General features: G+C 59.8%; 13 protein-coding genes. All 13 read right to left on the reverse strand.

What is annotated here, in order from left to right:
- Positions 1–9: 9 nt before the first annotated feature.
- Positions 10–1062: a branched-chain amino acid ABC transporter permease gene (locus ACGYKA_RS15830; RefSeq protein WP_028288587.1), complete on the reverse strand. Its 1053-nt coding sequence runs from the start codon at positions 1060–1062 to the stop codon at positions 10–12.
- 3 nt (positions 1063–1065) lie between these two features.
- Positions 1066–1950 (reverse strand): branched-chain amino acid ABC transporter permease, encoded by an 885-nt coding sequence (locus ACGYKA_RS15835; protein ID WP_028288586.1) that lies wholly within the window; start codon positions 1948–1950, stop codon positions 1066–1068.
- A gap of 15 nt (positions 1951–1965) precedes the next feature.
- Positions 1966–3921, reverse strand: coding sequence for an AMP-binding protein (locus tag ACGYKA_RS15840; RefSeq protein WP_271690101.1), 1956 nt, complete (start codon positions 3919–3921; stop codon positions 1966–1968).
- 46 nt (positions 3922–3967) lie between these two features.
- Positions 3968–4747, reverse strand: coding sequence for an ABC transporter ATP-binding protein (locus tag ACGYKA_RS15845; RefSeq protein ID WP_028288584.1), 780 nt, complete (start codon positions 4745–4747; stop codon positions 3968–3970).
- Between the two features lie 211 nt (positions 4748–4958).
- The gene (locus ACGYKA_RS15850; RefSeq protein ID WP_028288583.1) at positions 4959–5798 is read right to left on the reverse strand and encodes a MaoC family dehydratase N-terminal domain-containing protein; all 840 of its coding nucleotides are present in this window, start codon (positions 5796–5798) and stop codon (positions 4959–4961) included.
- A gap of 10 nt (positions 5799–5808) precedes the next feature.
- Complete coding sequence (locus ACGYKA_RS15855; protein ID WP_028288582.1) at positions 5809–6972, reverse strand: acyl-CoA dehydrogenase family protein; 1164 nt, start codon at positions 6970–6972, stop codon at positions 5809–5811.
- Positions 6973–6975: 3 nt separating this feature from the next.
- The gene (locus ACGYKA_RS15860; protein WP_100160969.1) at positions 6976–7770 is read right to left on the reverse strand and encodes a citryl-CoA lyase; all 795 of its coding nucleotides are present in this window, start codon (positions 7768–7770) and stop codon (positions 6976–6978) included.
- A complete protein-coding gene (locus ACGYKA_RS15865) occupies positions 7770–8684 on the reverse strand; it encodes an SDR family NAD(P)-dependent oxidoreductase (protein ID WP_028288580.1) in 915 nt (304 codons plus the stop codon). The genes ACGYKA_RS15860 and ACGYKA_RS15865 overlap by 1 nt, the downstream gene beginning before the upstream one ends.
- A 12-nt stretch (positions 8685–8696) precedes the next feature.
- Positions 8697–9656, reverse strand: coding sequence for a hydroxymethylglutaryl-CoA lyase (locus ACGYKA_RS15870; RefSeq protein WP_028288579.1), 960 nt, complete (start codon positions 9654–9656; stop codon positions 8697–8699).
- 4 nt (positions 9657–9660) lie between these two features.
- Positions 9661–11667, reverse strand: coding sequence for a biotin carboxylase N-terminal domain-containing protein (locus tag ACGYKA_RS15875; protein WP_088626351.1), 2007 nt, complete (start codon positions 11665–11667; stop codon positions 9661–9663).
- Between the two features lie 10 nt (positions 11668–11677).
- Entirely contained in the window at positions 11678–13285 is a 1608-nt protein-coding gene (locus ACGYKA_RS15880; protein ID WP_028288577.1) for an acyl-CoA carboxylase subunit beta, read from the reverse strand.
- A complete protein-coding gene (locus tag ACGYKA_RS15885; protein ID WP_028288576.1) occupies positions 13282–14673 on the reverse strand; it encodes a phenylacetate--CoA ligase family protein in 1392 nt (463 codons plus the stop codon). Before ACGYKA_RS15885 ends, ACGYKA_RS15880 begins: the two co-directional genes overlap by 4 nt.
- A gap of 27 nt (positions 14674–14700) precedes the next feature.
- Positions 14701–15861 (reverse strand): acyl-CoA dehydrogenase family protein, encoded by a 1161-nt coding sequence (locus ACGYKA_RS15890; protein ID WP_028288575.1) that lies wholly within the window; start codon positions 15859–15861, stop codon positions 14701–14703.
- Positions 15862–15866 lie beyond the last annotated feature (5 nt).

Below are 15866 nucleotides of genomic sequence, written 5' to 3' on the forward strand. Positions count from 1 at the left end.
CTCTATTTCTCAGTAAGGAAACGGCCAGATACGGTATGACGACTTCAGGATGTTCCAGCGGTGCATCAGCCCCTTGGGTTCGAGGATCATAAACAATGCGATCACGCCGCCAAGAACGACATTCATGCCAGCGAACACGATGTCACCGCCAAGGAATGATACCGAGTCGGCGATATTGGGGCCGACCGTCGCGATAATTTCCTGGATGATGCGGATAATGAAGACGCCGATCAGGGCCCCCACGATTGAACCCATCCCGCCGACGATGATCATCGCGACGAAGAAGATCGAGTGAAACAGGGTGAACTGGTCTACCCCCACGAAGCGGATCAGATAGGCCCAAAGCGCCCCGCCGACGCCCGCATAGAAAGCGCCGATCAGGAAGGCATTTGCCTTTGTGGCCGCGACATTGATCCCCATTATACCCGCGGCCACGTCATCATCCCTGACCGCCACGAAGGCACGGCCGAAGCGTGACCGAACGATCCCGAACGCGCCCGCCACCATGATCGCGGTCACGGCGAAATTCAGATAGAACTGCGAAGATTCGCTGACAAATCGCTGCCCGAAAAGCTCGGCCGGGGGCACGGTGATACCGTTCGATCCACCCAGCCAGGTTGACGGCAGGTTCAATACGGCAAAGTGGAACAGGAACTGAGCTGCAATCGTGGTCAGTGCCAGATAGAACCCCTTGATCCGCGCCGCGGTCAAGCCAAAGAGAAAGCCGAACAGCGCAGCCGAGAGCCCGGCCAGAGGAATGGTCAGCAGAAACGTAAGGCCGGTCTTCGAGGCCAGTATCGAGGCCGTATAGGCGCCGACCCCCATGAACGCCGCCTGACCCAGGTTGATCTGGCCCGCATAGCCGGTGCAGATCTGAAGCCCGACGGCGATGACGGCGCTGATCATCATCATATTCAGGATAGCGATGATACGGCTGCTCACCAGGTAAGGCGCCAACAGCAGTAGAGCCATGAATACGACGAGGGCCAGAAACTGCCAGCGCGTTCGGATCAAACGTCTGTCACTGCGATAGCTTGTCGGGAATACGCCAGAAGGATCCATGGATTACACCCGTTCGATTGTGCGCCAGCCGAACAGGCCGGTCGGCCGGATCAGCAGAATGGCAAGCATTATGATATATGGAACGACACTGCCGAGCGAGCCACCGATCAACGGATCAAGGTAGTTGGTGGTCAAGCTCTGCGCGATGCCGATGATTATTCCTGCCAGGATAAGCCCGCCGATGGATTCCAGCCCGGCAAAGAGCGCCACCGGCAGGGCCGCGAACCCGATATCCGAGGCCAGGAAGGTCAGCGATTTGCCGCTGAGAAAGATCATCGCACCAATTGTGGACAGGATTGCCCCGAGAACCCAGGCAACGGCAATCGAGCCTTTCACCGAAATGCCCATCGAGGAAGCTACGACGTGGTCCTCCGCCACAGCGGTCATACGGAGGCCGGACCGGGTCCGGTTGAAGAACCACGACAGGCCGACGGCCGCGACAATGGTGATGATCCCACCTATCAGGAGGTTCATCGGGATCAACATATCGCCGAGGAACAAGGGTTTCAGCGGAAAAATGATCGGGAAGGGTCTTACCGCGGGACCGAACACAAGCAGCACCAAACCGCGCAGCAGGATCAAAAGGCCGACGGTGACCATGACCATCGAGAAAACCGATTCACCGATCAGCTTTGTCAGGAAAATCCGTTCGATTGCGTACCCGACCAGCCCGGCCAGAACCAGCGAAAGGGGTATCGACAACCAAAGGCTAAGCCCCGCTTGCATCGTTGTGAACCAGACGATGAACCCGCCGATGATCACAAGCTCGCCCTGCGCGAAGTTGAACACCTTGCTGGCGCGGTAAATCACAACAAAGCCCATGGCCACCAGCGAATACAGAAGGCCGATCAAAGCCCCGGTAATGATGTCATTGATGAAATAGACCATTGTCGCCGACCTCCTTTAAGATTTGGACTGCCGCTTGGCAGCCTTCGATGCGTTTTCAACATCCGACACGCGAACCGTGGTCTTGAGAACGCCTTGACGGCCGTCCTGATAGGTCACAGCGATTTCGAGATCTGTCTCGTCATCGCCAGCATAGATCGCCTCGACGAGCTTGGCATACCGTTCCTCCAGAAAGGCCCGGCGAAGCTTTCGGCTGCGGGTCAACTCGCCTTCATCCGGGTCGAGTTCCTTGGGAAAATTCGCAAAACGTGCCACGCGCGAGCCTTCGGGCAGGAGCGCATTGATGCGCGCCACTTCGCCTTTGATAAGGTCCAGAACTTCGGGTTTCTGCGAGAGATCGGTGTAGGTCGAAAAGCTGATCTTGTTCTCTTCCGCCCAACGCCCGAGAACTTCCATATCGATATTGATAAGCGCGCTGACGAAGCTCCGGGTTTCGTCGCCCAAGGTCATGAGATCCTTGATGAAGGGGCTATACCGCAACCGCGTTTCGATGAATTGCGGCGGATAGCTGTGCCCATTTGCCAGGCGGCGCATATCCTTGACACGGTCAAAGAACAAAAGCTCGCCGTCGTCGGTCATCGACACCGCGTCACCGGTCTTGTACCAACCGTCTTCGGTCAATTCCTCTGCGGTCTTTTCGGGCTTGCCGTGATAGCCACCGAAGCCCGATCCGCCACGCACCTGAAGCTCCCCTTCGTCCGAGACCCTGTATTCCAGCGGTTCGCCGTAGTTCGTGTTGCTTTGCATCCAGCTGCCGCTGGTTTCCAGCTGATAGCTTTCGCCGACATGCGCGGTCAGAAGGCCGATTTCGGTCGCGCCATACACGTTGCGCAGCTTAACCCCCATCGCGTGGAACATACGAAAGACGTCAGGTGCCATCAGGGCGCCGCCGCTCATTGCGTTTTTGGCCTTACCAAGGCCAAGATTGTCGCGCAGGTGATGCAGCACCAGAGCTTCGGCAAAGGGAAGCTGCAGGCGTGCGGCAAGGCTGGGGCTACGCCCCTCCAGCCGTTCCACATAAACGTCGTGGCCGACCTTCATACCCCAGTTGTACATCGCATTGCGGATTTTACCCGCCCCCAGCATCCGGGCCTGAACGATGGAGGCGAGATTTTCCCACTGGCGCGGGCTGAACACCAGTGCGTCGACCGCCAGTTCGCGAATGTTGGTCAGTACGTCTTCAGGGCCTTCGGGGAAGTTGACGACCATGGGCGCGATCAAACCGATCGACAGGCCGAAAATCTGTTCCGTGACCCAGGCCGGCGAAATGTAGGTCAGGTATTCGGTGCCCGGCGCGATTTCGATTGCCCCCATCACCCGCGAGCAATTGTCGAACAGGTAGCGATGGCTGATGACAACGCCCTTGGGTTTTCCCGTGGTACCCGAGGTATAGGACAGCAAGGCGGTATCGTCCGCCCGTCCACGTTTTACGTGTTCTTCAAATCTGGCGGGTTCCTTGGCGTGGATCTGACGCCCTGCCGCGCTCACACTTTCAAACGAATGCAACAGGGGATGATCATAGCCCCACAGACCGGAATCGTCCCAGTAAACGACCGCCAGGGCGCCCGAGTACTTGCCCGCAATCTCGATGCATTTATCGACCTGCTCCTGATCCTGTGCCAGAAAAATCCGCGTTTTCGAGTCTTCGGCCAGATACAGAATCTCTTCAGCGTTTTGATCCGGATAGACAGACAGGACTTTGCCGCCTAACGACTGGACGGCGTATTCAGCCCAGAAATGTTCGGGTTCGTTTTCGCCAATCATCATGACGGATTCGCCAGCCGACAAGCCCAGGTTCTCCAACCCGAGAGCCAGGGCGCGAACCCTGTCAAGAACATCGGCCCAGGTGAATTCACGCCAGATGCCCAGGCGCTTGTGCCGTTCGGCGAGGTTGGTCGGTGTGGATGTCGCTCGCGCGAGCAAAACCTGCGGCAGGGTTTCGCTATGTGTCACTGCTGGGTCCGAAAAGACCATTGCTGTCCGTTGTTTGACCATGCCGCTACCCCAGATATGCCTTTATGACAGCCGGGTCCTTCTGGATTTCTTCCGGGGTGCCTTCAGCGATGACCCGCCCGAAATCCAGCACCACGATCCGGTCGGCAAGGTCCATCACGACGCCCATGTCGTGCTCCACCAGAACTACCGGAATCTTGCGCGCCTCGCGCACATCGAGAATGAAGCGCGCCAGGTCTTCTTTTTCCTCCGAGTTCATGCCGGCCATCGGTTCATCCATCAGCAGGATCGACGGTTCCTGCGCCAATGCACGGCCCAGATCGACACGCTTGCGCAACCCATACCCCAACGTGCCCACGGGCCGGTTGCGGATTGCCTCGATCTCGAGAAAATCGATGATCTCCTCTGCGGCTTCACGATGTTCCGATTCCTCGCGCATCACGGGACCGAACTGGAAAAAAGCCTGGACTACATTCGATTTCATCAGCATGTGGCGGCCGATCATAATGTTTTCCACCACCGTCTGCCCGGCAAAAAGATGGGTGCCCTGAAACGTCCGCGCCAGACCGCGCCGGGCGATCTGGTCAACACGCAGGCCGGTCACGTCCTGCCCGGACAATTCGACACGGCCCTTCTGCGGACGGTAGAAGCCCGCAGTCACGTTTAGAAGTGATGTTTTTCCGGCTCCGTTCGGTCCGATAATTGCAAGCAATTCATCGTCGGCCACAGAAATGCTCACATCGTCGAGCGCGGTCACACCGCCAAATTTCAAAGTTGCACCACGCACCGCAAGCGGTGAGGATACGTGCCCGTTATTCGTGGTCATGTTGCGGCCCGTGCTTTTGCCCCACACCTCATGGAGGCGCGCATAGCCTGACCGCACGGTTTTTCGTTGGTTACGAGTTTTCCTCGCATTGTTCCTCCTCCCACCTCTAAATTCAGAGGTTTGCCTGGTTTATTTACCAAGTCTCTCCGCGAAGCCTAACAGATGTTAGAAAAATTGGTCAACAACTGAATTCGCTACCGAAGAAGACCGATCAGACGGCCGCGTACTCTGCGGAAAAGCTTCGAAGACCTTTTTGATCCTGACACCAGACTGTCCCGGAGGTGCCGGTCCCTTCATTGTGCAGTTGCAATTCGCAGGGCAGGGTGAGTGGCGCGAGGCCACGGAACGAAAACCGGTGGGGCGATGTTTTCAACGCACCCGCCGCCAGATTCAGAAGCAGCGTGGCCTGCAATGGGCCATGCACAACAAGTCCGGAATAGGCTTCGGTTTCGGTGGCGTAGACGTAATCATAGTGAATGCGATGGGCATTGAACGTCAGCGCCGAATAGCGAAACAGAAGAACAGGATCCGGTGTCAGCGTCGATCTAAGCGTGTTGGGGTCACCCGCGTCAGCTGCGCTCTCGCCCGTGCGGGGGGTGGAAATCTCACGATAAACGATCGTTTGCTGCTCCCGGATACAAAGCCGGTTGCCACTCAGATACTCATGTTCGACGGTCACAAAGACCAATGGTCCACTACGGCCCTGCTTGGCCACAATATTCCTGATCGAAGAGCGTCGGGTGATGGTTTCGCCGATTTTCAGCGGCGCGATATGCGTAACATCGCCGCCAGCCCACATGCGGGCGGGCAGCAGAACAGGGGGCAGAAATCCACCCCTCGCGGCGTGGCCATCTTCTGACAGGGCGGCAGCTGGCACGGTATCAAGGGCAAGGCACCAATGAACCCCCAGCGGGACATCGCCGGCTTCGTCCCAAAGATGCGGACCGAGCGTGGCGCGGAATTTGTCGATCAGCCCCTGCGTCAGAACATCTTCCTTGGTCTCGGTGCGTCCCAGCCAGGGCGCCAGCGCGTCAAGGTCGATCTCACCCATGTTTCTGGCCTCAGAAGGATCGGGGCATGCCGAGGATATGTTCGCCGACATAGGAGAGGATCAGGTTGGTCGAGATCGGGGCGACCTGATAGAGGCGCGCCTCGCGAAACTTGCGCTCAACATCGTACTCCCGTGCGAAACCGAAGCCGCCGTGGGTCTGGATGCAGGCATTGGCCGCTTCCCAGCTGGCTTCCGAAGCCAGCAGCTTGGCCATGTTCGCCTGTGCACCACAATCCAGTCCGGCATCGAACCGCCTGCAGGCTTCAAAGCGCATCAGATTGGCGGCCTCGATGTTCACATAGGACCTGGCGATAGGGAATTGCACACCTTGGTTCTGGCCGATGGGACGGTCAAAGACCACGCGGTCGCCGGCATAGGCGCGGGCCTTGTCAACGAACCAGTATCCATCACCGATGCATTCCGCCGCAATCAGGGTCCGTTCGGCGTTCAGCCCGTCAAGAATATGGTAAAACCCGCGCCCCTCGGTGCCGATCAGGTTCTCGGCGGGGATTTCCAGGTTGTCGAAAAACACTTCATTGGTTTCGTGGCCGGGCATGTTGGCGATGGGGCGGACCTCCATCCCGTTGCCGATTGCCTCTTTCAGATCGACCATAAAGATCGACAGGCCCTGCGACTTTTTCTTGACCTCGCTCAGCGGCGTAGTGCGGGCCAGCAAGATCATCAGGTCAGAATGCTGGATACGGCTGATCCAGACCTTCTGGCCATTGATCTCATACCGGTCACCCTTCTTGACTGCGATGGTCTTCAGTTTGGTGGTGTCGGTCCCGGTTGTCGGTTCGGTCACGGCCATGGATTGCAGGCGCAACGCGCCGCTGGCAATACCGGGCAGGTATGTCTGCTTTTGCTCATCCGAACCATGCCGCAGCAGCGTGCCCATGTTATACATCTGCCCGTGGCAATGGCCCGCGTTTCCGCCGCAGCGGTTCACCTCCTCCATGATGATCGAGGCTTCGGTCAACCCCAGACCCGAGCCACCGTATTCCTCTGGGATCATCGCGGCAAGCCAGCCCTCGCGGGTCAGCGCATCGACGAATTCCTCGGGGTAGGTTTCGTCTTCGCCGAACTTGCGATGATACTCTGGCGGAAACTGCGCGCAAAGTGCGCGCAAGGCATCGCGCAGATCGGTGTGAGTGTCTGGGGCTGACGTCTGCATCGTTCAAGCCGCTCCCGGGCCGGAGGTTTCGAGGATTTCCTCTTCGGCGCGCTGCCACAATTCATAGGAGATCGGGTTTTCGCTCTCTTCGAGGATATGACCGACCAGGCCGATGGCGCGCGCCATGACGCCAAAGCCCCGCACGATCTTCCAGGGAAAGCCGAATTCACAGCAGATCGCTCCGATCGCACCAGTGGCGTTAATCGGCAGCATCTTACCCGATTTTTCTTCGGCAACGGCCTGAATTTTCTGGATCAACTCGATGTATTCACCGGACTTGCCGTTCTCGGCAGCGATCTGGAACAGGCGCGGGGTGCGCGGATCGACCGGTTTGTGCACCGGATGTCCGAGCCCCGGCACGATCATCTTGCGGGCGCGGAATTTTTCTACCGTCTCGACGGCCAGCGCATCCAGATCGACACCGGTGCCCAACTTGTCCTGTGGCAGTGCCTCGTAAAGCATTTTCGAGGCACCTTCCATAGAACCGACAAAGACGGTGCCCAGCCCACACAAGCCAGCCGCCACAGCCGCCTGAAGCGATTCCGGCGCCCCCATATAGGTCATCCGCGCCGCCAGGGCCGAGGGCGTGATACCATGTTCGACCAGGGTAATGACGATGGCGTTGAACACCCGGCTTTCCTCGGGTGTGGCCTTGCGGCCCGTCAGTTGCAGGAACGCCAGATCGCCGAGGTTCATGTGGCCCAGGATCTCGTTGGGCAGGTCGAGGCCACGCACGCTGATCTTGTCAGGGGTGCTCCAGGCAATGCTGGAGCTGATTTTTTCTTTGCGTTTTCCCATTAGACCGGATCCCATGAAAAGACATCCGCCGAAACTTCGAGCGGCGTGAACTGCGATTTGAGCGCGGGAATGGCGCGATCGGCGATTTCATCGGCGGTCCAGCCATCACCGGAATGAACCGACCGCACCGGGCGGGGCTGGTTGAACAGGAAGATCTCGTTCTTGCGAACCGCAAAGATCTGTCCTGACACGTCAGCCGCGCGGTCGCTCATCAGGAAACAGGCCATCGGTGCAACCTTGGCCGGTGTCATCTCCTTGATCTTTTCGACCCGTGCCACCTGTTCCGGGGTGTCTGTCTTGATCGACGAGATCATCCGGCTCCAGGCGAAGGGCGCGATGCAGTTTGACCGCACGTTCCAGCGCTTGAGATCAAGCGCAACAGATTTTGAGAAGGCCGCGATGCCCAGCTTCGCGGCAGAGTAGTTCGCCTGGGCAAAATTGCCGATCAGCCCCGAGGTCGAGGTCATGTGCACGAGCGCGCCGCTTTCCTGTTCGCGGAAATAGTCGGCGGCCGCGCGGCTGGTATTGAAGGCACCATAAAGATGGACCTTCACCACCGCGTCGAAATCCTCATAGGTCATCTTGTGGAAGTAACCGTCGCGCAGAATGCCGGCGTTGTTTACCACCGCGTCGATGCGACCGAATTCCTTGACCCCGGCTTCGATCATCGCGCGCGCGGCATCGGGATCGGTGACAGAGCCGCCATCGGCAATGGCATCGCCCCCAGCGGCCCTGATCTCTTCGACGACTTTCTGCGCCGCAGTTTCTGTCTGACCGGTGCCTTTCAGGGATGCGCCCAGATCATTGACCACCACGGCGGCGCCTTCGGTAGCTGCCATCAAGGCGATATCACGCCCGATCCCACCGCCGGCCCCGGTGACCAGAACGACCTTTCCGTCAAGTGCTTTTGTCATCTTCTTGCTCCCTCAGAGTGACTTGCGGTATTTGTCCAACCCGCCGGTGTGCATGACCCGGCCCATGAGCGGCACACCGATGATCTCTTCTGCTTTGACCGCCGCTGCGATCAGCTTGTCCAGATCAATGCCGGTTTCGATGCCGAGCTCGTGACACAGGAACACTGCATCCTCGGTGCAGACATTTCCTGCGGCGCGCGCGTGGCCGTGGCCCGCGAAAGGACAGCCGCCAAGACCGGCGACGGAGCTTTCGAACATGTCCACGCCCATCGACAGGGCCGCATAAACGTTGGCGATCCCCAGCCCACGTGTGTCATGGATGTGCATACCGATGCGCGCCTCGGGCGCCAATTCGCGCAGGGCGCCGATCATCCGTTTGACCGCCTCGGGGTTTCCCCAACCCATGGTGTCGGCGACCACGAGGATCGGCACGGGGATGTTCTCTTCTTCGCATAGCTGAAGGATAAAGCGGAAATCGTCCAAGATGCGTTCTTGGGGGATGGGGCCCTCGAGGTTGCAGCCGAAAGCGGTCATCACATAGGCCGCGTCGACGGTATATCCCTCTTCCTTGTAAAGACGGACCCAGTCACGTTGTTTTTCCCGCATCTCGGCCGAGGAACAATTGTTGTTCGATTGGGCGAATGCTTCGGAAGGATAGAACAGCAGACGCGGGTCGATATCGACCTCATGCGCGGTCAGGGCCTTGCGAAACCCTTTGTCGTTCAGCCACAGCGATGTGTAGTTCACGCCCGGTTTGCGCTTGATACGCTGGAACAACTCGCCGGTGTCCGCCATCTGAGGAACGTATTTCGGGCTGACAAAGCTGCCGACCTGAATGCGTTTCAAGCCGGTTTCGCTGAGCATGTCGATCAGTTCGATCCGCTCTTCGATCGGGTAAATCTTCTTTTCGATCTGAAAACCCTCACGCGGGCCTTCTTCACGAAATTCTACGAATTTGGGAAAGTCGCTCATTTCATCACTCCTCGGATGGCAGGATCTCGGCGATGACCTGGCCGCGATCGACCATGTCCCCATTCGAGACGGATATATTGCTGGCGATCCCGGCCGCGGCCGCCCGGATCGAGATTTCGAGTTTCATGGATTCCATGACCGCGACCACGTCGCCTTCGGCCACGCTCTGACCATCGGAGACCTTGATTTCGACAATCATGCCGGTCAGCGGAGAGGTCACGGCGCGATCCGCCGCGGCATCGCCGCCGGCAAAGGCAAGGGGCGCGGCGGGCCGAAAGACCAGGCGGCCTTCGGGCGTATCCAGTTCGATCACGCCCGCGTGCAGGCGCGCGTCGATCAGATGGACGGTGTCGCCTTCGCCGACACGCCAACGGCCCGGGGTCAGTTCACGTGCCGACAGTATCAGCGCCTCGCCTTTCTCCGAATGGATGGTGTACTTGGCACCCGGTTTGACTGGACTGACGCGCAGTTCTTCGGATACCTCGTCAGAATCGGTAAGCGTCACGCGCTGCCCCGCTTCAATCGCATCGCCGCCCAGTCCAAGCCGCCAGCCGGTAAAGGCATCACGGTTGGTCCAGGGATTGGCGTCTGTGTCGCTGCGCGACTGGGTCACGAAGAGAATGGCAGCGGTCGCCTTCCACAGATCTGGGCGGGTCAGGCCGGGTGCCTGTGTCAGCTCATCCAGCCTGCCGTCGATCCAGCGGGTATGCACCTGCATCCGTTCGAATTCATGGTTTCGCGCCAGCGCCGTTAGAAAGGCGCGATTGGTCTCGACACCTTCGACCGCGACATGATCAAGCGCCGTGGCCAGACGTGCCAATGCGGTTTCCCGGTCGGGCGCGTGCACGATCAGCTTGGCGATCATCGGGTCGTAGTAGGGCGTGACGGCATCGCCTTCTTCGACGCCGCTGTCGACGCGCAGGCCCGATGGCAGGCTGAGCGTGGAGAGCGTGCCCGTCGACGGGGCGAATTGCATCGCCGGATCTTCGGCGTAAAGCCGCGCCTCGACCGCGTGGCCGTTGATCGTCAGATCGTCCTGCACCAGTCCAAGGCCCGCGCCTTCGGCAATCCGCAGGTGAAGCGCGACAAGGTCCAGCCCGGTGATCGCTTCGGTGACGGGATGTTCCACCTGAATGCGCGGGTTCACCTCAAGGAAGAAATACTCGCCACCCGCGACCAGAAATTCGACCGTGCCCAGCCCGCGATAGTCCAGCGTTTCGCCCAAGCGCACCGCGTCGCGTGCGATGTCGTCCAGAAGCGTTCGGGGCAGACCCCAGGCCGGGGCTTCCTCGATGACCTTCTGGTGGCGGCGCTGAAGCGTGCAATCGCGTTCGAACAGATGCACCACATGGCCCTTGCCGTCACCTGCGATCTGCACTTCAACATGGCGCGCCTCGGGCAGGAAACGCTCCAACAGCAGCCCTTCGGAGCCGAAGGTGGATTTTGCTTCGCGCAGCGCGCCTTCGATGTCCTCGACCAGCGTGGTCTCGTCAGTGACGAGCCGTTGTCCGCGCCCACCACCGCCGCCGACCGCCTTGAGCAGCACCGGCAGGCCCATTTGGCGCACCTCCTCGGCAATCTGCTCGGGATCGGACCGCGCACCTTCGGCGCCCGAAATCACCGGGACGCTGGCCGCCACGGCGGCCTCTTTGGCGCTGGCCTTGTCGCCGAAACGTTCAAGCGTTTCCGGCGTCGGCCCCATGAAGATCATGCCGGCGGCTTCGACCGAACGAGCAAAATCCGGGTTTTCGGCCAGAAAGCCATAACCGGGATGGATCGCATCCGCGCCCACTGATTGCGCAGCGGCAATCACCGCGTCGATTTTCAGATAGCTCTCGGATGCAGGCCCGGCACCGATACAGACAGATTTGCCGATCTCGCGGACATGCAGGGCATTGGCATCGGCCTGCGAATGCACGCCGACAGGGGTGATACCGCTGGCCCGCGCGGTGCGCGCGATCCGGCAGGCAATTTCGCCGCGGTTGGCGATCAGAAGCGTTTTGATTTTCACGGTTCGCTCCTCACATCCTGAACACGCCGAAGTTGGTATCGACCTTGGGTCTGCGCGATGTCACATCCAGCATCAGCGCCATGACGTCACGGGTCTCACAGGGCTCGATCACGCTGTCGATCCAAAGGTTGGAAGCAAAATTATAGGCTCCCTGAAAATCTTCGTATTCCTTGCGGATCGGTGCCTTGAAGGCTTCCTCCTCCTCGGGGGTCCAGCTTTTGCCTTCGCGTTCGTTGATCTGCGCGCGGACCTGAGCCAGCACGCTGGCGGCCTGTTCCGGCCCCATGATTGCCGACCGTCCCGTCGGCCAGGCGAACATTGCGTCCGGCTGGAACGGGCGGCCCAGCATCGCCAGGTATCCGGCCCCGTAAGAGCCACCGGTGATGATTGTGAATTTCGGCACCCGGGCCGAAGACATGGCCGTGATCATCTTGGCGCCAGCCTTGGCAATGCCCATCTGCTCGACCTCGCGGCCCACCATGAAGCCGTTCACATCGGCCAGGAACAGCAGCGGAATATCACGCTGGACGCAGAGATTGATGAAATGCGTCGCCTTCAGCGCGGCTTCGACGAAAAGCACGCCTGTATTGGCGATGATCCCGACCTCGTGGCCGTGGATGCGCCCCCAGCCGGTCATGATCGTGTCGCCATAAAGCGGCTTGAATTCGTGAAAATCGCTCTCATCGACCAACCGAGCCACGATTTCGCGGTTGTCGGTCGGCACCTTGGGGTCGCGGCTGATGAGCCCATAAATCTCTTCGACCGGGTAGGCGGGCGCACGGGGCGTTTCGGGCGTCTTGCGGGGTTGGGGTTTTTCGCCAAGATGGCTGACAATTTCGCGCGTGATGGCCAGAGCGTGGGCGTCATCTTCGGCCAAATGGTCGGTCACACCGGAAACGGACGAATGCATCTTGCCGCCACCCAGTTCTTCGGCTTCGACCTTTTCGCCGGTTGCGGCAAAGGTCAATTCCGGTCCGCCCAGATACATAAAGCCCTGACCGCGCACGATCACCACTTCGTCACAGAGCGCGGGGATATAGGCACCACCCGCGGTGCAGGGCCCCATGACCACGGCGATTTGCGGCACACCATCGCCAGACATGCCGATCTGTTGGTGAAAGATGGAGCCGAACTGGCCTTCGTCGGGGAAAAGGTTGGCCTGGTCGGGCAGGAAGGCACCGCCGGAGTCCACGAGGGTGATGACGGGCAGGCGGTTTTTCCAGGCAATTTTCTGTGCCCGGACGTGTTTGCGGCAGGTGATCCCGAAATAGGTGCCGCCCTTTACGGTGGCATCATTGGCGATGATCATGCACTGACGGCCTTCGATCACGCCAATACCGGTAATGATGCCGGCGCCGGGTGGAACTCCCTTGTGCATATTCAGTCCGGCCAACTCGCCGAGTTCCAGAAATGGTGTGCCCGGGTCGATCAGCCGTTCGATCCGTTCGCGCGGCAGGATTTTGCCTTTGTCCACATGACGTTTGCGCGCCATTTCGGGGCCGCCGACGCGCTGTAAGAGCCGGAGGGCATGTAGTTCATCGACCTTTTCGCGGTAAGACACGTCGTTGGCGCGGAAGTCGTCCGACCCGCTGTCGAGAAGGGATTTCATTCTAGTCATGGCAGGTCTGGATATTTCCTGAGAACGAAGGCGACCTTAGCGGCGCCAGGTTTTTCGAAAGTGTCGGCCGCAACCAGGTGAACGTCGGCCTTGAAGACCAAGGAGTCGCGAAGCCGCTGCTCAATTTTCTTTTTGAGGGTGACGTCATCGGCCGGATCGCGATCGGGGCCCCGTTCGACAATCACCGTCAGCGCGCCCTGCGTGGTATGGCCCTCGAAATCGGCCACGATGCGCATGACGCCGTTGGTGTCCGGCACCATTTCGGTAACGATGCTGTTGATCGCCGACGGGAAGACATTGGCCCCGCGCACGATCAGCATGTCGTCGGTGCGGCCGGTGCAGCGGATCTTCGGTCCGGTGCGGCCGCAGGAGCATTCGGTATCGATCACTTCGATATAATCGCCTGACCGGAACCGCACGAGCGGGCTCGCCTGGCGGCCGAGCGCGGTATAGACCATCTCGCCTTCTGCGCCTTTTTTCCAGGGAATGATCCTGCCGCTCTCCGGGTCGAGCAGCTCGGTCAGGACATAATCCATGTTGACCATGTGCATACCCGACTGGGCGTCGCACTCGGCCCAGTATGTCACGCCCAGATCGGTGCCGCCCAGCATCTCGGTGCATTTCGCACCCCAGGCCTTTTCGATCTTTGCCCGAATTGCGGGAATGCCGCCGCCGGGTTCGCCGCCGACGATCACGCGCTCGATACCCAGTTCGCTGGCCTTGCAGCCAAGTACCTCGGGAGCCTTTTCGGCCAGGTGCAGCACAAAGTTCGGGGCGCCGACCACGCAACGCGTGCGGGTGTCGGCGCAGGCGCGCAGCAGCCGTTCCGCACCGCCATCGGCGCCCACCGGGACATCGATCGTGCCCATGTACTGCAATCCCTGCATCACGGGGATGCCGCCGACAAAGCCCTTGGCGAGCGAAAACGCGTGCAGCACCATGTCGCCCGGCCGCACGCCATTGGCAAAGAAACAGCGTGCCGTCATCTCGTGCCACATTTCGGCGTCGGATTCGGTCAGGGCCACATATGAGGGGCTGCCGGTCGTGCCCGACGATGCCTGCATTTGGATGATCTCGTACATGGGCGCGGCGCGGTGTTTGCCGAACGGCGGATCGGCGGCCAGGCTTTCGCGGATCTCGGTCTTGTAGGTATAGGGCAGTTTCTGCAGGTCTTCGATGGTGCGGATATCGTCGAATTCCACACCGGCTTTCGCGAACTTCTCCTGATAGAAAGTCGAGTTTGCCTTGAGATAGGCCATCTGATCGCGCAGTCGCTCTTCCTGAATACGGCGCACCTCGTCGAGCGGCGTGCCCTCGATCGCGTGCCAGAAGCGATCATTTACCTTGTCGGCGGCATCTTCCCGCCGGAAGCGCATTCCAAATTGCATGTCGTTCTCCGTTCCTAGCCGTGGCGATCAATAGGATCGTGGCAGGCCCATGACCTTTTCGCCGATAAAGCTCAGGCACAGTTCGCGGTTCACCGGCGCTGTGCGCAGCAGGCGGACCAGCGGGTACATTTCGTAAAGTCCCGTATCTTCGGTAAAGCCCGATCCACCATGCGCCTGAAGCGCCGCGTCGACCGCTTCGATCCCGGCTTCGGCGGCGGCATATTTCGCCATGTTCGACGACGCACCGGCAGGCAGCTTGTTGTCGAACTCCCATGCCGCGCGCCGGGTCATCAGACTGGCCATTTCGACTGCCGTATGCGCCTTGGCCATCGGATGCTGCACGCCCTGGTGCGCACCGATGGGTTGGCCGAACACATTGCGCTCGGAGGCATAGGCCACGCCCTTGTTCAGGGCGAACCGGCCGATGCCGCAGCACAAGGCGGCCAGGATAATACGCTCGGGGTTGAGGCTGTCGAACAGGATCGAGAACCCTTCGTCCACCTCGCCGACCACATCCTCGGGGCCGAGATCCACATCGTCGAAGAACAGTGTCCACTGCTCCTCGGGCAGGGGGATCGAGATCTTCACCCGCTGCTTGTGGACGCCTTTTTTCTTCAGATCCACGGCGAACAGGGTAAAGCCGTCGGTCTTGCGGCTGACCTCGGTATGCGGTTTGGTCCGCGCCACCACGAGGCAGTAGTCGGCCACTTCGGCCCCGGTGATGAAGGTCTTTTCGCCCGACAGGCTGAACCGGTTGCCTCGACGCTTGGCCAGCGTAGTGGCCTTCATCGTGTTCGACCCGGCCCCCGGTTCGGTGATCGCGAAACAGAACTGGATATCACCGCGGCAGGCGGCCGGCAGCAGTTCTTTCTTGTGGAACTCGCTCCCGTGGCTGGCGATATGGGCCAGCGACATGGTCGGCCCGACCACCATCATCAAAAGCGGAATGCCGTGATTGGCGGTGCCCTCCATGAACAGGGCCATTTCAGTCATACCAAGGCCCGCGCCGCCGAATTCCTCGGGCACCATGATGCCCAGGAAACCGTCATCGGCAATCTGCTTGAACATCTCGTGCGGGAACTCATGCCTGCGCGCGTGGTCCAGCCAATACGCATTGTCGTATTTCTGCGCCAGCTGGCCGCCATACTCGTAAATCTGGCGTTGTTCGTCGTTCAAAATGAAATCCATGTTTC

The organism is Sulfitobacter sp. 1A15106, assembly GCF_043556995.1.
Lineage (GTDB): Bacteria > Pseudomonadota > Alphaproteobacteria > Rhodobacterales > Rhodobacteraceae > Sulfitobacter > Sulfitobacter faviae.